Source organism: Limosilactobacillus vaginalis (assembly GCF_025311515.1).
Taxonomy (GTDB): Bacteria; Bacillota; Bacilli; order Lactobacillales; family Lactobacillaceae; genus Limosilactobacillus; species Limosilactobacillus vaginalis.
Genome location: NZ_CP104399.1, coordinates 781,422 through 803,699 on the forward strand (window position 1 = coordinate 781,422; position 22,278 = coordinate 803,699).

Annotated in this window: 21 protein-coding genes, 2 pseudogenes and 1 riboswitch; of the genes and pseudogenes, 21 read left to right on the top strand and 2 right to left on the bottom strand. The window is 41.1% G+C overall.

The genetic code is table 11. From position 1 onward, the window contains the following. Positions 1-12 precede the first annotated feature (12 nt). A riboswitch (TPP riboswitch) is annotated at positions 13-121 on the top strand. A gap of 80 nt (positions 122-201) precedes the next feature. Next, complete coding sequence (gene cytX / locus N4627_RS03825) at positions 202-1,374, top strand: putative hydroxymethylpyrimidine transporter CytX (protein ID WP_260965033.1); 1,173 nt, start codon at positions 202-204, stop codon at positions 1,372-1,374. A gap of 46 nt (positions 1,375-1,420) precedes the next feature. On the opposite strand, the gene lexA is transcribed toward cytX, so the two are convergent. Further along, the gene (gene lexA, locus N4627_RS03830) at positions 1,421-2,053 is read right to left on the bottom strand and encodes a transcriptional repressor LexA (RefSeq protein WP_098044635.1); all 633 of its coding nucleotides are present in this window, start codon (positions 2,051-2,053) and stop codon (positions 1,421-1,423) included. Positions 2,054-2,226: 173 nt separating this feature from the next. Between lexA and N4627_RS03835 the strand changes: the two genes are divergently transcribed. Together N4627_RS03835 and N4627_RS03840 are read left to right on the top strand one after the other, a co-directional pair. Beyond that, positions 2,227-2,478 (top strand): DUF896 domain-containing protein, encoded by a 252-nt coding sequence (locus N4627_RS03835; protein WP_003716916.1) that lies wholly within the window; start codon positions 2,227-2,229, stop codon positions 2,476-2,478. Between the two features lie 74 nt (positions 2,479-2,552). Next, complete coding sequence (locus tag N4627_RS03840; RefSeq protein ID WP_003716917.1) at positions 2,553-2,777, top strand: YneF family protein; 225 nt, start codon at positions 2,553-2,555, stop codon at positions 2,775-2,777. A gap of 48 nt (positions 2,778-2,825) precedes the next feature. On the opposite strand, the gene N4627_RS03845 is transcribed toward N4627_RS03840, so the two are convergent. Then, complete coding sequence (locus N4627_RS03845) at positions 2,826-3,464, bottom strand: lysophospholipid acyltransferase family protein (RefSeq protein WP_040531084.1); 639 nt, start codon at positions 3,462-3,464, stop codon at positions 2,826-2,828. A gap of 88 nt (positions 3,465-3,552) precedes the next feature. Here N4627_RS03845 and N4627_RS03850 point away from each other — a divergent pair, with 88 nt between their 5' ends. From N4627_RS03850 to rbfA, 18 genes and pseudogenes are all read left to right on the top strand, one after another. Further along, positions 3,553-4,314, top strand: a complete 762-nt coding sequence (locus N4627_RS03850; protein WP_098044634.1) for a tRNA1(Val) (adenine(37)-N6)-methyltransferase — start codon at positions 3,553-3,555, stop codon at positions 4,312-4,314. Then, positions 4,298-4,576 (top strand): GIY-YIG nuclease family protein, encoded by a 279-nt coding sequence (locus N4627_RS03855; protein WP_081446181.1) that lies wholly within the window; start codon positions 4,298-4,300, stop codon positions 4,574-4,576. Before N4627_RS03850 ends, N4627_RS03855 begins: the two co-directional genes overlap by 17 nt. 174 nt (positions 4,577-4,750) lie before the next feature. Then, a complete protein-coding gene (gene rpsB / locus N4627_RS03860; protein ID WP_003716920.1) occupies positions 4,751-5,539 on the top strand; it encodes a 30S ribosomal protein S2 in 789 nt (262 codons plus the stop codon). Positions 5,540-5,651: 112 nt separating this feature from the next. Continuing rightward, complete coding sequence (gene tsf / locus N4627_RS03865; protein ID WP_098044632.1) at positions 5,652-6,527, top strand: translation elongation factor Ts; 876 nt, start codon at positions 5,652-5,654, stop codon at positions 6,525-6,527. A gap of 76 nt (positions 6,528-6,603) precedes the next feature. Next, on the top strand, positions 6,604-7,326 hold the full coding sequence (gene pyrH, locus N4627_RS03870; protein WP_003716922.1) for a UMP kinase: 723 nt from the start codon (positions 6,604-6,606) through the stop codon (positions 7,324-7,326). A gap of 3 nt (positions 7,327-7,329) precedes the next feature. Next, complete coding sequence (gene frr, locus N4627_RS03875) at positions 7,330-7,890, top strand: ribosome recycling factor (protein WP_098044631.1); 561 nt, start codon at positions 7,330-7,332, stop codon at positions 7,888-7,890. Between the two features lie 155 nt (positions 7,891-8,045). Further along, positions 8,046-8,813: an isoprenyl transferase gene (locus N4627_RS03880; RefSeq protein ID WP_260965034.1), complete on the top strand. Its 768-nt coding sequence runs from the start codon at positions 8,046-8,048 to the stop codon at positions 8,811-8,813. Between the two features lie 17 nt (positions 8,814-8,830). Next, positions 8,831-9,616 carry a phosphatidate cytidylyltransferase gene (locus N4627_RS03885; protein ID WP_040531093.1) on the top strand — a complete coding sequence of 262 codons (786 nt, stop codon included), beginning with the start codon at positions 8,831-8,833 and terminating at the stop codon, positions 9,614-9,616. A 22-nt stretch (positions 9,617-9,638) separates the two neighbouring features. Then, a complete protein-coding gene (gene rseP / locus N4627_RS03890; RefSeq protein WP_003716926.1) occupies positions 9,639-10,916 on the top strand; it encodes an RIP metalloprotease RseP in 1,278 nt (425 codons plus the stop codon). 18 nt (positions 10,917-10,934) lie between these two features. After that, a complete protein-coding gene (locus N4627_RS03895) occupies positions 10,935-12,677 on the top strand; it encodes a proline--tRNA ligase (RefSeq protein WP_098044628.1) in 1,743 nt (580 codons plus the stop codon). Between the two features lie 82 nt (positions 12,678-12,759). Further along, on the top strand, positions 12,760-17,088 hold the full coding sequence (locus tag N4627_RS03900) for a PolC-type DNA polymerase III (protein WP_260965035.1): 4,329 nt from the start codon (positions 12,760-12,762) through the stop codon (positions 17,086-17,088). A 114-nt stretch (positions 17,089-17,202) separates the two neighbouring features. Continuing rightward, positions 17,203-17,685 carry a ribosome maturation factor RimP gene (gene rimP / locus N4627_RS03905; protein ID WP_098044626.1) on the top strand — a complete coding sequence of 161 codons (483 nt, stop codon included), beginning with the start codon at positions 17,203-17,205 and terminating at the stop codon, positions 17,683-17,685. Between the two features lie 15 nt (positions 17,686-17,700). Continuing rightward, positions 17,701-18,933, top strand: a complete 1,233-nt coding sequence (gene nusA / locus N4627_RS03910; protein ID WP_260965036.1) for a transcription termination factor NusA — start codon at positions 17,701-17,703, stop codon at positions 18,931-18,933. An 18-nt stretch (positions 18,934-18,951) separates the two neighbouring features. Continuing rightward, a complete protein-coding gene (gene rnpM / locus N4627_RS03915) occupies positions 18,952-19,254 on the top strand; it encodes an RNase P modulator RnpM (RefSeq protein ID WP_098044624.1) in 303 nt (100 codons plus the stop codon). Next, complete coding sequence (locus N4627_RS03920; RefSeq protein ID WP_003716932.1) at positions 19,244-19,555, top strand: L7Ae/L30e/S12e/Gadd45 family ribosomal protein; 312 nt, start codon at positions 19,244-19,246, stop codon at positions 19,553-19,555. Before rnpM ends, N4627_RS03920 begins: the two co-directional genes overlap by 11 nt. A gap of 13 nt (positions 19,556-19,568) precedes the next feature. Beyond that, positions 19,569-19,848, top strand: a pseudogene (locus N4627_RS09230) (translation initiation factor IF-2 N-terminal domain-containing protein); the annotation flags it as partial. Between the two features lie 62 nt (positions 19,849-19,910). Next, positions 19,911-21,845: pseudogene (infB, locus tag N4627_RS03925) on the top strand (translation initiation factor IF-2); the annotation flags it as partial. A gap of 15 nt (positions 21,846-21,860) precedes the next feature. Next, a complete protein-coding gene (gene rbfA / locus N4627_RS03930) occupies positions 21,861-22,226 on the top strand; it encodes a 30S ribosome-binding factor RbfA (RefSeq protein ID WP_191336820.1) in 366 nt (121 codons plus the stop codon). The last annotated feature ends 52 nt before the right edge of the window (positions 22,227-22,278 follow it).

A 22,278-nucleotide genomic window follows, 5' to 3' on the forward strand; every position in this document is an offset into this window, starting at 1 on the left:
GTTACAATATAATTAACACAAACGGGGAGCTTGTATAACAGGCTGAGAGGAAGATGTGATCTTCGACCCATGGGACCTGATTTGGATAATGCCAACGGAGGGAATTCGGTTAAGAATTTTAAAATCGATCAGGTAGGTGCCTGGTCGATTTTTCTTTATCAAGATCAAGTTTCGCTAATCAATAAAAGGATGGTGGAACTGATGCAACATAAGACATCACTAGTAGAAAACGGAATGATTTGGTGCGGCGCGGGAATATCAATTGCGGAGATCCTGACAGGAACTTACTTAGCACCATTGGGGATGGCCAAGGGAATAGTGGCCATTATCTTAGGTCATTTGATTGGCTGTGGGTTGCTGTTTCTTGCTGGAATAATCGGTGGCCAGTTGCGGATTAGTGCGATGGAATCGGTAAAAATCAGTTTTGGCCAATTTGGTGGAATCTTTTTTGCTAGTCTAAATGTTTTACAATTGATTGGCTGGACGGGAATCATGATTTATGATGGTTCGCTAGCGGCTAATGGTCTTTGGAAATTGGGCCGACCACTATGGTGCGGATTGATTGGCTTCCTAATCATAGTGTGGTTAATTATCGGGATTCGTCGCTTAAAATGGCTGAACACCGTTGCCTTAACTGCTTTATTACTTTTAACGGTTTGGTTGTGCTATTTAATCTTTGCTGAACCACATGTAAATAATCATTTAGGGGCATTATCATTTGGACAAGGATTAGAATTAGCCGTTTCGATGCCCCTATCCTGGCTTCCCTTAATTTCTGATTATACTTCGGCTGCCCAAAACCCGATCCAAGCGAGTGGAGTTAGTGCAATCACTTATGGTGTCATTAGCTGTTGGATGGCAATTGTCGGCCTTGGCGCAACCTTATTAACCGGGCAGACAGATATTGCTAAAATAATGGTTAGTGCTGGCGTTGGGATTAGTGGCCTGATTATTGTCCTCCTGTCAACAGTCACTACAACGTTTATGGATGCCTATTCTGCAGGAGTCTCTGCACAAACATTAAAGGTTAAGTGGTCTTCACGTTTAACAGCGATTATTGTAACTAGTATTGGTAGCCTTGGCGCAATCGTTTTGCCGATGGATAATTTTAGTAACTTTCTTTACATTATTAGCTCAGTCTTTACTCCAATGATTGCGATTCAGATTATGGATCGATTTGTTCTTCGCCTTAACAATAAGGATCGTTGGATTAGTTGGAATCATTTTGCCTTATGGCTAGTTGGTTTTATAGTATACCGCTGCTTGATGTTAGTAGATCTTCCCGTAGGAAATACGTTGCCTGATATTTTGATTGTGATCTTTTTGGTGTGGATTGTCGATCACAAAAAAGGCAGGAATGAACAAAATTATTAGTTCATTCCTACCCTCAATAAAGAAACATTGCTAATTAAAGGGAAGTTTAGAAAATGTGGTCACGGTATAGACCAATAACCTTACCAAGGATAGTAACGTTATCCAGATAAATGGGCGCCATCGCATCGTTCTCAGGTTGAAGCCGGAAGCGGTGGTTTTCTGGTTCTTTATAGAACCGTTTGCAAGTAGCTTCATTATCACTTGTCATTGCAATTACAATCTCGCCATCTTTAGCGGTTGATTGCTTACGAACGATTACGTCATCACCATCAAGAATTCCGGCTTTGATCATACTGGTGCCGTGAATTTTTAACATGAATAATCCAGAGGCATCTTTAATTGAAGGTGGTAAAGGAAAATAATCTGTAGTGTCTTCTACCGCTAAAATAGGCTGCCCTGCGGTAACAACACCGATCATTGGGATCTCTTTTTGCTCTGGTTCAATTCCCAGGAGATCTAATCCCTGTTTAGTAATCTCAAGTGCCCGTGGCTTGGAGGGATCCTTTTGTAAGTAGCCTTCCTTGATTAGATTGTTTAGGTGAGAATGAACAGTGGAGGTTGAGGAAAGCCCAACGATTCCGCAGATTTCACGGACTGTTGGTGGGTACCCGTGATCCTTAACGTGTTTATAAATGCAACTTAATACGGCAATTTGTTTTTGACTTGCTGCTTTTGCCATTTTGACACCTCATTTGGCTAGATTATTATTAAGTCTAGAATATCATAGTAATCGTCAACTTTCAAACGTACGTTCGCGGAGAAGTTAGTACATATCTTGAAAATAGTTATTAAGTTAGCTAAGATCAAGATAAATAGTTAAATTAAGGATATCTGAAAGGTGAGGAGATAATTATGGCTGAATCTACAGACCAAGAAAAATTATTAAAGCGAATTAACGAACTCGCTCATAAAAATAAGGAAGAAGGACTAACAGAGGCCGAAACTAAGGAACGAGCAAAGCTACGGAAAGAGTACCTTAAGAACTTCCGTGAAGCAATGCGGAGTAATATCGAAATGATGCGAATCTTTGATGATAATGGTAAAGAGGTTACTCCAGAGAAGGTTCGTGAAATTCAACGGAAAAAGGGATTACGTGATGATTAACCTTGTTTAGCCCTTTTCAATTCGACTACTTTCGTGTACTATTGAACAGTAACTAAAAAAGGAGGAAAGTAGTTGTGGCATTAACAATTTCATTGGTAATCCTCGCCTTACTAATCGGTTTAGTTGGCGGTTTCTTTGGTGCTCGTCGTTACATGGAAAACTATCTCCGCAATAATCCACCTATTAGTGAAGAAATGTTGCGGACGATGATGTTGCAAATGGGCCAAAAGCCATCTAGTCGAAAGTTACATCAAATGATGCAAACCATGAAGGCACAAGCCAAAAAAGCAAATAAGTAATCTTAAATAAAAAAGAAACCGGAAATTTAATTTCCGGTTTCTTTTTCTTTAGAAATCATCGTCTTTTGGTTTAGGCGGCATGATGTATTTATAATTAGGATTGATTTGGTGATCTAACTCATCAAATGATTGCTGCATTTCACTCTCTAATTTAGCTTGACTTTCTTCGTCGAGTTTGTTCTTCCGGTCAATATAAATTGGCTTTCCAAAGGCAATGTGACGGGGATGCCGTTTGAATAATTCGCTAAATTTGAGAGGCCCTTGATACACTGCAGGAACTAGCGGAACGTTTGCTAATTTGGCAATTAATGTTGCACCGCCCTTTAATTTACTGGAATAACGAGAGCCTGATGGAAAAATAATTGTTGATAGATCAGTTTTTCGTAAGATTTGCACTGGCTTTTTTATTGCTGAAGGGCCAGGATGCTTGCGGTCAACCGGGAAGGCATTTAACTTTTTTAAAAAGTAAGCAGCAATTGGGTTCTTAAATAACTCTTTCTTTGCCATAAAGCTAAATTTTTTGGGGTAGATCGCAAGAGCAATTAAAACCGGATCCATCCATGTCCGATGGGGAGCAACAATGATATAATTGCCGTCAGGTATATTTTCTTTATTATAAATTTTTGCTTTGCCATTGATTAGGTTTAAGAATGGTTGAACAATGGCAATAAGAAATGAATATAGCATAAAATCATCCAATCTAATCTGTATAATAACTGGCATTATTATGACTAAAAAAGTAACTCCTTGCAAGTCTAAAAGAGGTGAATAATAAATGGACGATGAGAATTTATTAAAGACAGACGAACGAATTGACCAACTATATAGTCAGGATGTTCAAATTATCCAGAATCCCCATTGCTTTGCTTTTTCTCTTGACGCGGTCTTGCTAGCTGACTTTGTTCGTCCTAATAAGAAGCGCCAGGCAAAAATTGTTGATCTTTGTGCTGGTAACGGTGCTATTGGCCTTTTTCTTCATAATAAGCTTGGTGGCCATTTTACAGAGGTCGAGTTGCAGAAACCAATTGCCAATATGGCAGAACGAACAATTAAGCTGAACCATCTTGAGGAACGCTATGATGTCTTAAATATGGACATTAAAGATATTTACAATAAAATTCCTAAGGATTCTGCGGATATCGTCTTGTGCAACCCGCCATATTTTCCTAACAACGAACATAGCAAAAAGAACCCTAATCGAGCTTTAGCGATTGCACGTCACGAAATCACAACTAACTTAACAATGGTTGTTGAAAAGATGAGTGGTTTATTGAAAATGAATGGTCGGGGATACCTGGTTCATAGGCCAGATCGCTTAGCGGAAATTTTGACTGAATTAACTAGCCACCGACTTGCACCCAAGCGAATTCGCTTTATTCACCCAAAGCCAGATCGGGAAGCTAATATCGTCTTAATTGAAGTAATTAAAGATGGTGGAACTGGTGGAATTCGGATTGTTCCACCATTAGTAGTTAACCAAGCCAATGGCGAATATGGGGCTGAGGTGCAACAATTACTATATGGAGACAAAAAGTAAACATTATTATATATACGTTCTTCACTGTGCTGATGAAAGTCTTTATTGCGGCTTTACCACTAACGTACAGAAGCGGTTCAATACTCATCAATCTTATAAGGGGGCTAAATATACCCGTGTAAAATCACGGCACCCGCTCCGATTGATGTATTGGTGCGAATACCCAACAAAGCATAAGGCGTTAAGTGCTGAATACCGTTTTAAGCACCAAAGCAGACGACAAAAGGAACGCTACCTCCATATAAGAGGAATTAAGATTTAAATTAATTCATTAAGTTAAGGATAAATGCTTGTCAGATGAGATGCTTTTTTGTATACTATATTTCGGTGTTAAACGCCAATTTCACACCCAATAGGATGGTGGCCAATGTGCTAATTTAGTTTGGCTGCCAGATGATTATTGGGGAGGAAAAAACATTTTGGAGGTACATATTTTATGTCTGTTGTTACTATGAAGCAATTGCTTGAAGCAGGTGTTCACTTCGGTCACCAAACTCGCCGTTGGAACCCAAAGATGGAAGAATACATCTTTACTGAACGTAACGGTATCTACATCATTGACTTACAAAAGACTGTTAAGTTAATCGATACTGCTTACAACTACATGAAGGATGTTGCTGCTGACGGCGGTGTTGTTCTTTTTGTTGGTACTAAGAAGCAAGCTCAAGATTCAATTGAAGAAGAAGCTACTCGTGCAGGTCAATACTACGTTAACCATCGTTGGTTAGGTGGTACCTTGACTAACTGGAAGACTATCCAATCACGGATCGCTCGTTTGAAGGAATTGAAGAAGATGTCCGAAGACGGCACTTTTGATGTTCTTCCAAAGAAGGAAGTTGCTGTTTTAACTAAGCAACGTGAAAAGCTTGAACGGTTCTTAGGCGGTATTGAAGACATGCCAAAGATCCCTGATGTAATGTTCATCGTGGACCCACACAAGGAACAAATTGCTGTTAAGGAAGCTCAAAAGCTTCACATTCCAATCGTTGCTATGGTTGATACTAACACCGACCCTGATGACATCGACTACGTAATTCCATCAAACGATGATGCTATTCGTGCCGTTCGTCTTATCACTTCAAAGATGGCCGATGCTGTTATCGAAGGTAAGCAAGGTCAAGATGACAACAAGCAAGCTGATGCTAACGATGCTGCCGAAGAAGAACACGAAGAAGTTTCTGAAGATTCATTAAAGAACCTTAAGGACAGCGTTGAAGGCAAGTAATTAAACGATAATTAAGTATTAAATACTTGGGCTGTTTGCGTACGGACCATTGTGGCCTGAGTACCAAATAGCCTTTTTTATTAAAAAAGTTAAACGAAGGAGAGATCTAATCATGGCTGAAATTAAAGCTGCTCAAGTTATGGAATTACGTAAGAAATCTGGTGCTGGTATCATGGATGCCAAGAAGGCATTAGTTGCTAGTGATGGTGACATGGATAAGGCAATGGACTACTTACGTGAAAAGGGTATTGCCAAGGCCGCTAAGAAGAGTGACCGTGTTGCTGCCGAAGGGTTAGCTGACATTGCTGTTAGTGGTAATACCGCTGCTATCGTTGAATTAAACTCAGAAACTGACTTTGTTGCTGCAAGTGACCCATTCAAGGACTTACTAAAGAAGGTTACTAAGTTGATCAGCGAAAACAAGCCTGCAAACGTGGAAGAAGCGCTTGCCATGAAGACCGAAAACGGTACTTTAAATGACGACTTGATCAGCACTACTCAAAAGACCGGTGAAAAGATTAGTCTTCGTCGTTTTGCAGTTGTTGAAAAGAACGATAACGACAGTTTTGGTGCATACCTTCACCAAGGTGGCCAAATTGCTGCTCTTGTTGTTCTTGAAGGTGGCAATGAAGATGCAGCTAAGGATGTTGCTATGCACGTTGCTGCTATCAACCCTGAATTCATGACTCGTGATGATGTATCTCAAGATCGTCTCGATCACGAACGCGAAGTCTTCAAGGAAGAAACCTTAAACGAAGGTAAGCCTGCTAAGATCGTTGACAAGATCGTTGAAGGTCGTTTAAACAAGTTCCTTTCACAAATTTGCTTGGCCGACCAAGACTTTGTTAAGAACCCAGACCAAACTGTTGCAGAATTTGTTTCTGCTAACAATGGTAAGTTGAAGTCATTTATTCGTTACGAAGTTGGTGAAGGAATCGAAAAGAAGCAAGATGACTTTGCTCAAGAAGTTAAGGATCAAATGAACTAAACAACGTTCGGCAAAAAAGGGCGTACTCTTTGAAGTGCGCCTTTTTTTGAAAATATTACCATTAGGAGGCAGGTTTATGTCAGACATTAAATACAATCGTGTCATTTTAAAGCTTAGTGGGGAAGCCCTTGCCGGTGAAAAAGGGTTCGGTATTAACCCACCAGTGCTTAAAGATGTTGCCAAGGAATTAAAGGAAGTTCATGAATTAGGTGTCCAAATTGCTATCGTCGTTGGTGGCGGAAACATGTGGCGTGGTGTTACCGGGGCAGAACTTGGTATGGAACGCGCCCAGGCTGACTACATTGGAATGTTAGCAACCATTATGAACGCACTATCTCTTCAAGATGCTCTGGAATCACTTGATGTTCCAACACGGGTACAAACCTCTATCGAAATGCGTCAAATTGCAGAACCATATATTCGACGGAAGGCTATTCGTCACCTTGAAAAGGATCGGATTGTGATTTTTGCTGGCGGTACGGGAAGCCCATACTTCTCAACTGATACTACCGCTGCATTGCGAGCAGCTGAAATTAATGCAGATGCTATCTTAATGGGAAAGAACGGTGTTGATGGTGTTTACAACGCTGATCCAAACAAGGATGCTAACGCTGTTAAGTTCGATCATCTAACCCACATGGATCTGATTGAAAAGAACCTCCATGTTATGGATACCACCGCAAGTTCACTTTCTATGGATAACCATATTCCGTTAGTTGTATTTAACCTAAACACTCCCGGAAATATTATGAAGGTTGTTAAGGGACAAGAAGTTGGAACCACGATTGAGGGGGATTAACCTATGGCTACAGGTAAACAAATTTTAGATGAAGCGAAGGATAAAATGGCAAAGTCCGGAGATGCATTACGCCGGACTTTAGCTGATATTCGTGCAGGACGAGCAAATGCGAGTCTGCTTAATGGAGTTAAAGTAGATTACTACGGCGCTCCAACACCACTTAACCAGGTGGCATCAATTACAATTCCTGAGGCACGTCAATTACTTGTTACTCCATATGACGAAAGCTCATTAGACAATATTGAAAAGGCAATCTATGCTGCTAACCTTGGCTTAACACCACAAAATGACGGTTCAGCAATTCGGATTCTAATTCCGCAATTAACTGAAGAACGGCGAAAAGAGCTTGTTAAGGATGTTAAGGCTGAACTTGAAAAAGCTAAGGTTGCTGTTCGAAATGTTCGTCGTGAAGCGATGGATGACCTGAAGAAGGGTAACAAAGACGGTGATTTCAATGATGATGAATTTCATGATCTTGAAAAGAAAGTTCAGACTGAGACCGATAACGGGATCAAGAACCTTGAAAATATCGCTGCCGATAAGGAAAAAGAATTAATGGGCTAGATTAGTCTTAATTACTAACTAAGAGTAGGAAAACGAACTAGAAAGCTAGTTCATTCCCGCTCTTTTTTTGGTTGGGGTTGGCATTTCTCCTCAATACATTTATAATTGACAAGTAGTTTTTACTTTAAACATAAAATTTGTCTGGAGGAACTATTTTGTTTGGCAAAAAAGAAGGATCCTCGACTAGTAATGCGAAGTTAGATCCAAACCGAATTCCTAACCATATTGCGATTATTATGGATGGAAACGGTCGCTGGGCTCAAAAACGCCACTTACCACGTGTTGCAGGTCATAAACAGGGAATGCAGACCGTAAAGAATGTGACGATCGCTGCTAGTAAATTAGGGGTAAAGGTTCTATCACTCTATGCTTTTTCTACCGAGAATTGGAAACGGCCTTCGAGTGAGGTAAATTATTTGATGCAACTACCAATCAAGTTCTTTTCAACTTTTGTTCCAGATTTAGTTAAGCATAATGTTCGGGTGATGGTGATGGGTGACATTACTAAATTGCCCCAAGGAACTCAAAAAGCAGTTAATGATGCAATCGCTGACACAGCTGAGTGTGACGGGATGATCCTGAACTTTGCCTTAAACTATGGCAGTCGTGATGAAATCATTCGGGCAACTCAACAAATTGCAAAGAAAGTCGCTGCTAAAGAGATTAGTATTGATCAGATTGACGAACAGTTACTGTCTCAAAATATGATGACAGCTGACTTAGGTGAGTTAGCAGATCCCGACCTTCTTATCAGAACAAGTGGTGAGGAACGGATTAGTAATTTTATGCTCTGGCAAATCGCTTATAGTGAGTTAGAATTTACTGATGTTTACTGGCCTGATTTTGACCGGCATTCATTAGAAGATGCTATTGTTAAATTTCAGGGACGTCACCGTCGTTATGGTGGCTTAAAAAATAACTAAGTTTGGGGAGAATAATATTGAAAACACGGATAATAACAGCTGTTGTTGGTTTAGCAATCTTCATTCCGTTAATAGTTTATGGCCACTGGCCATTGACAATTGCCGCAATTGCACTTGGGATCGTTGCTATGAGTGAGATCTTAGCAATGAAGCGGATGTTCCTCATTTCATTTGAGGCAATCGTTTCTTACCTTGGAGTTGCACTATTAATCCTACCAGATAGTTGGTTAGACTTTTTACCAAGTGTTGCAACGCGATGGTTTGCATTCTATTTCTTGGTAATTTTGTTACTATTACATACGGTTATTAGAAAGCAACGGTTTACTTTTGATGATGCCGGTGTGCTAACTTTAGCGATGCTTTATATTGGATTAGGTTTTCGTTACTTTGTTGAAGCACGGGCAGTCAACTTCCAAACCTTACTATACGGGATGTTAATTGTTTGGATTACCGATAGTGGGGCATACTTAATCGGAAGAAAAATCGGGAAAAATAAATTAGCACCTAAGATTAGTCCAAACAAGACCTGGGAAGGATCGATTGGCGGGACAGTTTCTGCTACAATTCTGATTGCTATTTACTTACACTTTATTCCGGTTGGTGGATCTTTTATTCCAATGGTTTGCCTAACGTTAATTCTGTCAATTATGGGCCAGTTTGGTGATTTGATTGAATCATCACTTAAACGGTTCTATGGAGTAAAAGATTCTGGGAAAATTTTACCGGGACATGGCGGGATCCTTGACCGGTTTGATAGTATGTTAATCGTTATGCCAATGATGCACCTCTTAGGTATTATTTAGTTCTGAAAGAAGAGGGGATTTTGTGATAATAACAATCATCACCTTTATAATCGTTTTCGGAATACTGGTTTTAGTCCATGAATTTGGTCACTACTATTTCGCAAAACGAGCAGGGATCCTAGTCCGTGAATTTTCAATTGGAATGGGTCCCAAGATTTGGTGGAAACAATCCGGTGGCACGACGTATACGATTCGAATCTTGCCATTAGGGGGTTATGTTCGTCTTGCCGGTGCAGATGATGAGGACGAAGATGAGTTACGTCCAGGGACTCCGGTAACTATTCAGCTTAATGATCAGGATCAGGTCACTAATATTAATGCAAGTCAAAAGACAACATTGTTCCAAGGGATCCCGCTTCAAATTGTTGATTCTGATCTGGTTAACGATTTATGGATTAAGGGATACGTCAATGGCGATGAGAACGACTTGAAGGTTTATAATGTTGCTCATGATGCTTTAATTACTGAGCACGATGGCACCGTCGTTCAAATCGCACCTAAGGATGTCCAATTTAATTCTGCTAGTTTGCCAGCACGAATGATGACTAATTTTGCTGGTCCAATGAATAACTTTATTTTGTCTCTTGTTGTCTTTATTATTCTCGGCTTCCTCTTAAGCGGGGGAGTTCCGGTGAATAGCAATAAGGTCGGGCATGTTAATGCTAATTCAGTTGCTGCTCGAGCAGGCCTCGTAAGCGGTGATCGGATTAAGCAAGTCAACAATACTAAAATTAAAGATTGGACAGATTTATCAACTGCCATCTCTAGCCATCCAGGGAAAAAGATTACCGTAACTTATGAACACCAGGGAAAACAGCACACCACCACAATGGTTCCCAAAACAGTTAAACAGTCAGATCAGAAAGTTGGTCAGATTGGGATTCTTGAAGAAACGGATAAAAGTTTCTCAGCACGGCTTAATTTTGGTTGGCAACGGTTTGTTCAAGCAGGTACACTAATCTTTAGTGTCCTCGGCCACATGTTTACCCACGGCTTTTCATTAAATGATTTTGGTGGACCAGTTGCTATTTATGCAGGAACATCTCAAGCAACGTCGCTTGGCTTTACGGGTGTTTTGAATTTCTTAGCACTGCTTTCAATTAACCTTGGAATTGTTAACTTATTGCCAATTCCAGCGTTAGATGGCGGAAAACTATTATTAAATATCATTGAGGCGATTATTCGTCGCCCAATTCCGGAAAAGGCCGAGGGGATTGTGACAATGATTGGGTTCTTCTTGCTGCTAGTATTAATGATTTTGGTTACGTGGAATGACATTCAGCGTTATTTCATTCGATAAGGGAAAAGGAGTATTTTAATGCAACAATCAAAGATTTTAATTCCAACAAAAAAGGAAGCACCAAGTGATGCGGAAGCACTTAGCCATAAGATGATGGTCCGGGCTGGTTACATTTACCAAGTGTCCGCTGGTGTATGGGCTTACTTGCCAATGGCCTACCGGGTGATTCGGAAGGTTGAAAATATTATTCGTCAAGAAATGGAGAAAGCTGGTGCGGTTGAAATGATGATGCCAGCGCTCCTTCCTGCTGACTTGTGGAAAGAATCTGGTCGGTATGAAAGCTATGGCGATAACTTATTTAAGTTAAAGGATCGGCGTGATCGTGACTTTATCATGGGGCCAACTCATGAAGAAACATTTACTGAAGTTATTCGTGACAGTATTAAGTCATACAAGAAGCTGCCATTAGTTGTTTACCAACTACAAGATAAATTCCGTGATGAAGATCGCCCTCGTTACGGGATCCTTCGTGGTAAGGAATTTGAAATGCTTGATGGTTATTCATTTTCTGCTGATCAAGCTGGCTTAGACCAAGCCTATGATCTTCAAGCAAGAGCATACCGTAATATTTTTGACCGGATTGGCTTAGACTACAAGGTGATCCTGGCTGACTCAGGAACAATGGGTGGTAAGAACTCACAAGAATTTTCCGCTCCAGCAGAGGTTGGTGAGGATATCATTGCTTATACTGATGGGGATTACGCTGCTAACTTGGAAAAGGCTACTAGTAAGTTTACCGGTGTTCAACAAACCGCTGAACCTGAAAAACTTGAAAAGAAGCCAACCCCAGGGGCTCACAGTGTCGACGAGGCTGCGGAAAGTCTTGGAATAGACTCAAATCAGATCATTAAGACAATGTTCTACATGGCCAAAATGAGTGAAGAGGAAACACAGCCAGTTCTTGTTTTGATGCGCGGCAATGATGAAGTTAACGAGGCCAAGTTGAAGGATGAACTAGGCTGTGAAGAATTAGAGTTAGCTGACGAAGAAGATGCTGTGAAATATCTGGGAGCACATCCGGGTTCACTTGGTCCAGTTGGTGTTGGTGAAGATGTTAAAATCTATGCTGACAATTACGTTAAGGTAATGGTTAATATGGCTTGTGGTGCTAATGATGATGGTCACCACTATATTAATGCCAATATTGATCGTGACTTCCGTGTTGATCAATTCGGTGATTTCCGTAACGTTAAGGAAGGCGAAATTGCACCGGATGGCCATCCAATCAAGTTCACACCAGGGATTGAAATCGGTCATATCTTTAAGTTAGGGACTCATTATTCGAAGAAGCTTGGTGCACAAGTACTCGATAACAACGGTCGGTTAGTTGATGTTATTATGGGGAGCTACGGGATTGGTGTTAGCCGGTTGCTTTCTGCGGTTGCTGAACAAACAGCTGATGACAACGGACTAGTTTGGCCTGACAGTATTGCGCCATTTGATGTTCATGTAATTCCTGTAAATGCCAAGAAAGCAGATCAAATGGAAATGGCAAATGAACTTACAGTGGCTCTTGAAAAGGCTGGTTATGATGTCTTAGTAGATGACCGTAAGGAACGTGCTGGTGTTAAGTTTGCCGACTCTGACTTAATTGGGATTCCAATTCGAATTACTGTTGGTAAGAAGGCTTCAGATGGTATTGTTGAAGTTAAGATCCGGAAAACCGGTGAAACAGTTGAGGTTAAGACTGAAGAAGTCGTTAATACTGTTGCTATCTTGCTCAAGCAACTTAGTGGACAAGACGATGCTGAAGCTAAATAATTAGTCTAATCATTAATTGGTGGTGACGATGGTAGAATTTAATTTATCAACGCGCCACTTTTTTATTGTAGGAGGATAAAAAGTGAGTTTATCACGACAAGAATTATTTCAAAAGCTACTTGAACAAATTCACTTTCCCGAAAAAGATAACCCTGCCTTTCGTGATGCAAAGGTTCAATCTGTCGTAGTTCATAAGGATTCGCGTCTATGGGAATTTCATTTAATGCTCCGACAGCCGTTACCATTTAACCTTTTTAGTGAATTTTCAAACGCGTTAACAATGGGTTTTCGGGATATTGCTAATACGCGAGTGAAAATTAGTAGTCCAATGACCGATCTTGATCCCAAGCTAATTGGTGATTACTGGGAATATGTAGTCCGCCAAACAGCTCCCGATTCACCGATGACTCAGCAAGTTTGTACACAGACATCACCTGAAGTTAGGGATGGTCGGGTAACTCTTGTTATTGAAAATGAGATGATGAAGGACTTCCTTACTAAAAATGTCTTAGGAAAGATTGAAGAGGATTATGTTGACCTTGGTTTTCCTAAATTTCGGATTCACCCGTTCGTCGATGAATCTGCTTCGGAAGCCCGGATTAAGGAACTAAAGGCTAAGCATGAAGCGGATGATGCTGCCCTTGCTGCTAAGGCGATGGAACAGATTAAAAAGAATAATGTTGCTAAAAAGAAAAAGCAGCAAAGCAACGTGGCACCTGCCGATGGACCTGTTCAACTTGGTCGGGTAATTAATGATTCCCAAGAAGTTAAGCAGATGAAAGATATTGCTGAGGAAGAGCGTTCGGTTGTTGTTGAGGGATATGTCTTTAGCACTGAAGTACGGGAACTACGCTCAGGTCGGCAATTATTGACATTTGAAATTACTGACTATACTTCTTCGTTTGCGGTAAAGAAGTTCTCCCGTAATGAAGCTGATGAAGCCCAATTTGCAAATATCAAAGAGGGAATGTGGCTTAAAGTTCGTGGCCCGGTGCAAGAAGATACGTGGATGCATGATTTAGTTATTAATGCTTTTGACATTAATGAAATTAAGCATGAAGAGCGTCAGGATAAGGCGCCAGCTGATGATAAGCGAATTGAATTACATGCTCATTCAGAAATGAGTCAAATGGATGCCACTAATTCAATTACCGAATTAGCTAACCGTGCTCATTCGTGGGGCCAGCCTGCAATTGCAATTACTGATCATGCGGACGTTCAAGCATTTCCAGAAGCATTCAAGGCAGCTAAAAAAACAGGGATCAAAATGCTTTACGGTGTGGAAGCAAACGTGGTTGATGACGGGATCCCGTTAGTGTATAACGAAAATGATACACCGCTAGATGGTCAGACATATGTTATTTTTGACGTTGAAACGACGGGACTTTCAGCAATTTATGATAAGGTGATTGAACTTTCCGCTTCGAAGATGAAAGATGGTGAAGTCTTGGAGCGGTTCGATGAATTTATTGATCCTGGTTTCCCCCTTTCTGAACAGACAACTAACCTAACATCAATTACTGATGAGATGGTTCAAGGTTCAAAAAGCGAGGAAGAAGTCTTCAGAATGTTTAGGGACTTCTGTGAAGGGTGTATTATTGCTGGTCACAACGTTTCCTTTGATATGGGATTCATGAATACCGGTTATCGTCGTCATAATATGGAAGAGATTACGGCCCCCGTTATTGATACTTTGCCGTTAGCACGATTTCTCTATCCGCATATGCGTGGATACCGTTTGAATACCTTAAGTAAGAAATTCAAGGTTGCTCTTGAACACCACCACCGAGCAAATTACGATGCTGAGGCAACAGGGAAGCTGCTGCACATCTTCTTAAAGGATGCGGAAAAACGGTATGGAATTAAATTAATCAGTGATTTGAACAAACATATGACTGATAACGATGCTTACCGGCATGCACGGCCATTTCATGTTACGATTCTTGCCCAGACTCAAGCAGGGCTGAAAAACCTCTATAAGTTGGTTTCACTGTCTAACGTTAAGTATTTTGCGCGAGTACCGCGGATTCCGCGTAGTGTTCTGACTAAGTTTCGCCAGGGACTCCTTTTGGGCACTGCCTGCTCTTCTGGTGAAGTATTTACCGCAATGATGGAAAAAGGATTTGCTGAAGCTGAGCGCAAGGCTAAGTATTATGACTTTATTGAAGTTCAGCCGAAACCTAATTACCAGCCATTATTAGAGCAGAAGGTCATTGCTGATGATGCCCACTTGGAAGATATTCTGAAGAACATGGTTAAACTAGGTGAAAACTTAAAGAAACCAGTTGTCGCAACGGGGGATGTCCACTATTTGGATGCTCACGATGCCATTTACCGTAAGATCCTCATCAATTCTCAAGGTGGTGCTAATCCGCTTAACCGGACTAGAAGACCAGATGTTCATTTCAGAACAACAGATGAGATGCTCAATGAATTTAGTTTTCTTGGTGCTGATAAAGCACATCAAATCGTTGTCACAAATACCCATCAGGTTGCTGATATGATTGATGACGGCATTTGCCCAGTCAAGGATAAGCTTTACACTCCCCATATGAAGGGAGCAGAACAAGAAATTCAAGATCGTACTTGGGACACTGCTAAGAAATGGTATGGTGATCCGTTACCAAAGATTGTTCAAGACCGGGTTGATCTTGAGTTAAATAGTATTGTTAAAAACGGGTTCTCGGTAATTTATCTGATTGCTCAACGGCTAGTAGCAAAGTCAAATAAGGATGGTTATTTGGTAGGTTCTCGGGGATCCGTTGGTTCAAGTGTGGTTGCTACGCTTTCTGGAATCACAGAGGTTAATCCGTTGCCGCCACACTACCGATGCCCTAAGTGTCATTATTCTCATTTCTATACCAAGGGTGAATATAGTTCAGGATTTGACCTTCCAGAAAAGAAGTGTCCTAAGTGCGGGACACTGCTGGTTAAGGATGGTCATGATATTCCGTTCCAAACTTTCTTAGGATTTAAGGGAAATAAGGTTCCGGATATTGATTTGAACTTCTCCGGAGACTATCAGCCAATTGCTCACAACTACATGAAAGTGCTATTCGGTGAAAAGAATGTCTTTCGTGCTGGAACAATTGGTACTGTCGCCGATAAGACTGCCTATGGTTATGTTAAGGCTTATGAACGTGATACAGATAAGCAGTTCCGGGGAGCAGAAGAGGACCGGCTTTCTCATGGTGCTACCGGTGTTAAACGAACGACAGGACAGCACCCAGCCGGAATTATTATTGTTCCTGATGATATGGAGATTTACGACTTTACGCCAGTTCAATACCCAGCTGATGATCAAGAAGCGGCTTGGGAAACAACCCACTTTGATTTCCACTCCATTCACGATAATATTTTAAAGATGGATATTTTAGGTCATGATGATCCGACGATGATTCGTGCCTTGCAAGATTTATCCGGGGTTGATCCACAAACTATTCCGATGAATGATCCGGGCGTAATGAGTTTATTCTCTAGTCCCGAGGCGTTAGGGGTAAGCGAAGAACAGATCCAGAGTAAAACGGGGACTCTTGGTTTACCAGAATTCGGGACCCGTTTTGTTCGGGGAATGCTTGAGGATACCCACCCAAAGAACTATTCGCAACTCCTGCAAATATCTGGACTTTCTCACGGAACGGGCGTGTGGTTGGACAATGCTCAAGAGTTAATTAAGCAAGGTGTCGCAACAATTGCCAATGTGATCGGATGTCGGGACAACATTATGACCGACTTAATTCACTATGGCCTTGATTCTGAAACCTCATTCCAAGTGATGGAATCAGTTCGTCACGGTCGGGGAATCCCTGATGATTGGCAAAAGAAAATGTGTGAGGCTAACGTTCCGCAATGGTACATGGATTCATGCTTGAAGATTAAATACATGTTCCCACGAGCACACGCGGCCGCCTATGTTTTGATGGCATTACGGATTGCCTACTTTAAGGTATACTTCCCGCTTGTTTATTACTGTGCCTTCTTCTCTGTTCGTGCTGATGATTTTGATGTGGTTGCAATGTCACACGGTAAAGACGCTGTTAAGACACGGATGAAAGAGATTAATTCTCAAGGAAACGATGCAAGTGCTAAGGACAAGAGTTTATTGACGATCCTTGAATTAGCTAATGAAATGTTAGAGCGGGGCTTTAAGTTCAAGATGGTTGATCTTGAGCGATCTGATGCAAGTAACTGGTTAATTGATGGTAACACATTAATTGCTCCATTCCGCGCAGTTCCTGGTTTGGGATTAAACGTTGCCAAGCAGATTGTTGCTGCTCGTGAAGAAAAGAAGTTCTTATCGAAGCAAGATCTAGCTGAGCGAGGAAAGGTTTCGCAGACAATTATAGATTTTCTTACCCAGAATCATGTCTTGGACGAACTGCCGGACGAGAACCAATTAAGCCTGTTCTAGGGATAGTTGCTTGCTAGTTTAGTGAGTTCATGCTACAATTAATTATGGTAAATAACTCGTTGGAGTGAGCAGAGATGCTCGCTCTTTTTATTGCAAATAATGGAGGTGACGCAGTTGAGCAATGTCGTTGAAATAGTAACCGGATTAGCTAAGCCGATTTTAGCCAAACATGATTGCTACCTTTACGATCTTGAATTCGTTAAGGAAGGTAAAAACTGGTACTTACGAGTTTATGTTGATAAGGATGGGGGAGTTACCCTAGAAGACTGTGCTGATATTAGTGATGAATTGAGTGAGGCGCTTGATAATACCGAGCCTGATCCGATTCCTCAGGCATATTTCCTTGAGGTATCTTCTCCTGGTGCCGAACGTCCATTGAAGAAGGAAGCTGATTATGAGCGGGCAATCAATGATTACATTCACGTTTCCCTTTACCAGCAGATAGAAGGAAAAAAAGCATACGAGGGAACATTGGTTGAACTTACGCCTGACGAATTAACATTGGAATACATGGATAAGACTCGTCAGCGTCGAATTAAGATTGAACGTAAAATGATCGCGCAAGCACGATTAGCAATCGACTTTAGCAAGATTTAAAGGGAGTGTTAAAAGGTGAGCAAGACAAAAACAAACACTGAAATGATCGCTGCTCTTGATTACTTAGAGAAAGAAAAGGGAATCAAGAAGGAAATTGTTATTGAAGCCTTAGAACAGGCTTTGGAACTCGCATATAAGCAAAATTATGGTGAAAAGAACGTTGAAGTTGACTTTGACGGGGTTACTGGTAATATCAAGGTTTATGCTGTTAAGACGATTACCGATAACGAAGACCTGGTTGAGGAAGATGACAACGAGTATATGAGCCTTGCTGATGCGCGGAAGTTGCCACATGGTCAAGGATACGATGTTGGTGATGAGATTCGTGAAGAAGTTACACCACGTGATTTTGGCCGAATTGCAGCCCAAACAGCAAAGCAAGTGGTAATGCAACGGTTACGCGAAGAAGAACGCAAGATCATCTATAATAAGTACAAGACTTATGAGAATGAAATCATTACCGGTGAAGTTTCTCGTGAGGACAAACGCTTTACTTGGGTTGACCTTGGTGATGGTGTTGAAGGTGCCATGGGTTACCGGGACAAGATGCCTAATGAACACTACCACATTCATGACCGGATCCAAGTTTACGTTTCAAAAGTAAATGATGATCGTCATGGCCCACAAATCTTTGTCAGCCGGACAGCTCCAGAATTATTGAAGCGGCTATTTGAACGAGAAGTTCCGGAAATCAAGGACGGGACAGTCTTAATTGAAAATATTGCCCGTGAAGCTGGAGATCGTGCTAAGGTAGCTGTTTATTCTAACGATCCAAACGTTGATCCTGTTGGTACTTGTGTTGGTCCTCGTGGTTCACGTGTTCAAGCGATTGTTAATGAGCTTGATGGCGAGAACATGGATATTGTTGAATATGTTAAGGATCCGGCTCAATTTATTGCTAATGCCCTTAACCCGGCAGAAGTTTTAGACGTTATTTTTAATGAACCGGAAGCTCCAGTTACTGAAGAACAACCAGAAGAAAATTCAACTGATAATTCTGTAACGGAGACTAGCGACACATCAACTGAAGCAGAGAGTACTGAAGAAGAACCGGTCGTAACAACTGAAGAGCGTTCATGCACAGTTGTAGTTCCTGATAGTCAGCTCTCACTTGCAATTGGTAAGCGAGGTCAAAATGCCCGGTTGGCTGCTCGATTAACAAAGTATAAGATCGATATTAAGCCGGCTTCTGAGATGAAAGACAATACTGATACACTCGAAGAAGAAACTGACGCTTCAGAAGATTAAAGCAGCGGGGTGAAATAAATGAAAAAGAGAAAAGTGCCGATGCGTAAAGATATTGTTACTGGCGAAATGATGCCGAAGCGACAATTGATCCGAGTAGTTAAGAATAAGGAAGGTGAAGTTACGCTTGATCCGACCGGTAAAAAGTCTGGTCGGGGAGCCTACATTGCGGTAGATGTAGAGATTGCTAAACGAGCAAAAGAAGAAAAAACTTTCGAAAAAGCCTTTCATGTTAAGTTGGATGATTCATTCTATGATGAATTGATTCAATACACGGATCATCTTCAAGCACGACAAGCTTTATTTGGTAACAATGAAAAATAATCAACAATCCGTTTTAAACTTACTCGGATTAGCACGCCGCGCCAAACAACTTCAAAGTGGCGAGGGCAGTGTCTTAAAATTAATTCAAACAGAAAAAGCCCAGTTTGTTTTCTTAGCTCAGGATGCTGGATCAGCAACACTAAAGAAGTTTACGGATAAATGCACCTTTTACAAGGTTCCACTCTGTACGCTTTTTACTAAAAAACAACTAAGTCAAGCAATTGGACAGTCAAGAACTGTTATTTGTGTAACGCAATCTGGATTTGCAAGAAAGTTTGAGGAACTACTAACGATGAATTAAGGAGCGTGAGTACATGGCCAAAGAACGAATTTATGAATTAGCCAAAGAACTCAAGATGCCAAGCAAGAGCCTTGTAAAGGTAGCTAAGGATCAAGGAATGGATATTAAAAGCCATATGTCATCTGTGACACCTGATCAAGCACAAAAGTTACGCCAAGTTGTTAAGGGGAACAACCAAAAGGGCGCTAACCAGCCAAAACAACAGGCTAAGCATCACGAAAAGAATTCTCAGGCAAAAGCAGGTCATAAGGGAAACCAACAATCAACCAATCAAGCTAACCATAACAAGAAAAATGAACATCATGATCAAAAGCACCATGATAAGAACCATTCTTCTAAGCAAACTAACCAAAACAATAACCGTCATCAAAATGACAATAACGGCCGCTTTGGTGGCAGCTTGAATGAATCTGGGCGAAAGGGTAAGCGGTTTAACAAGAAGAACAAGAAGCGGAACAAGAAACATAACAATAATGGTCGTCTTCGTGAGGTTAAGCACCAACAACCTACTCAGCGAAAGGATAAGCCATTACCGGATGTCCTTGAATATACCGAGGGAATGAATGCACAAGATCTTGGAAAGATTTTGCACCGTTCACCAGCCGAAATTATTAAAAAGCTCTTTATGCTCGGTGTAATGATTAATCAAAACCAGTCCTTAGATAAAGATACGATTGAATTGTTAGCTACTGATTATGGTATTGAAGCTAAGGAAAAGGTTGAAGAAGATATTTCAGATATCGACAAGATGTTTGAAGAAGAGCAAAATAACACGGATCACTTAGTTTCTCGTCCACCGGTTGTTACTGTTATGGGACACGTTGACCATGGTAAGACTACGTTGCTTGATAAGCTTCGTCACTCACATGTTACTGAACATGAAGCTGGGGGAATTACTCAGGAGATCGGTGCTTACCAAGTTCATTACAAGGATAACCTAATTACATTCTTGGATACGCCAGGACACGCTGCCTTTACTGAAATGCGTGCTCGGGGTGCTAATATTACTGATATTACCGTGTTGGTTGTTGCCGCTGATGACGGTGTTATGCCACAGACTGTTGAAGCTATCCACCACGCTCAAGCCGCTAAGACACCGATTATTGTTGCAGTTAACAAGATCGATAAGCCAGGTGCCAATCCAGAACGGGTAATTGAGGAATTAGCTAAGTACAACCTGATTCCAGAAGACTGGGGTGGTGACACGATCTTTGTTAACATCTCAGCTAAGTTTGGGAAGAATATTGATGAATTGCTTGATATGATTCAACTCCAAGCTGAAATGATGGAATTGAAGGCTAACCCAGATCAAAACGCTGCTGGTTCCGTTGTTGAAGCACGACTTGATCAAGGTAAGGGTTCCGTTGCCACTGTTCTGGTACAACAAGGAACTTTACATGTTGGTGACCCAATTGTTGTTGGAAATACCTATGGTCGTGTTCGGACAATGACAAACGAAAATGGTCGGCGAATTAAGGAAGCTACCCCATCAACTCCTGTCGAGATTACTGGGCTTAATTCTGTTCCGGAAGCTGGGGATCGCTTTATTGTCTTTGACGATGAAAAGACCGCCCGTGCTGCTGGTGAGAAGCGTGCAGAACAAGCACAAGAAGAAGAGCGGAAGCGGACTTCTCACGTTACATTGGACAACTTATTTGATACGATGAAGAAGGGACAAATGAAGACCCTCCCATTAATCATTAAGGCCGATGTTCAAGGTTCAGTAGAAGCACTTAGTCAAAGTCTTCAAAAGATTAAGGTTGATGGTGTTCGGGTCGATATAATTCACCAAGCTGTTGGTGCAATTAATGAATCCGATGTAACATTAGCTGAAGCTTCTAATGCCGTTATTATTGGTTTCAATGTTCGGCCAACTTCACTTGCTAAATCGTTAGCTGATTCAAATAAAATTGATATTCGTCTCCACCAAGTGATCTACAACGCAATTGAAGAAGTTGAAGACGCAATGAAGGGGATGCTTGAACCGGTTTATAAAGAAGAAACTATTGGTCAAGTTGAAGTTCGGCAAATCTACAAGGCTTCTAAGGTCGGGACAATTGCTGGGGGAATGGTAACTTCTGGTAAGATTACCCGTGATTCTAAGGTTCGGCTTGTTCGTGACGGAATCGTCGTTTATAGCGGTGAACTTGGTAGCTTGAAGCGGTTCAAGGATGACGTTAAGGAAGTTAAGGCCGGCTTTGAATGTGGTTTGACAATTCAAAACTACAATGACATTAAGGAAAATGATGTTATTGAAGCCTACCAAATGAAAGAAGTACCAGTTAAGTAAACCGAGGTGAATAAAATGCCTAATAAACAATATCGAGTTGATCGGTTAGCTCAAGAAATTCAGCGCGAGGTTGACGATATTCTTTTGAAGCGAGTTCGTGACCCGCGTGTACAAGGGGTAACCATTACTGGTGTAGATGTTACTGGTGATCTTCAACAAGCAACCATCTATTACAGTATCTTGTCCGACAAGGCTTCTGATATGCAAAAGGTTCAAGCCGGGTTAGACAAGGCAACTGGATTGATTCGGAGTGAATTGGGTGCACGGTTGAACATCTTCAAAACACCTGAAATTAAATTTGAACGAGATAAATCAATTGCCTATGGAAGTCGAATTGATCAGCTGATCAATAAGCTTCACCAGCAAGAACAAGATAAGTAATTAAGGATGAACGAGCTGGGAGCTTTCTCTTAGTTCGTTTTTTTATGGAGAG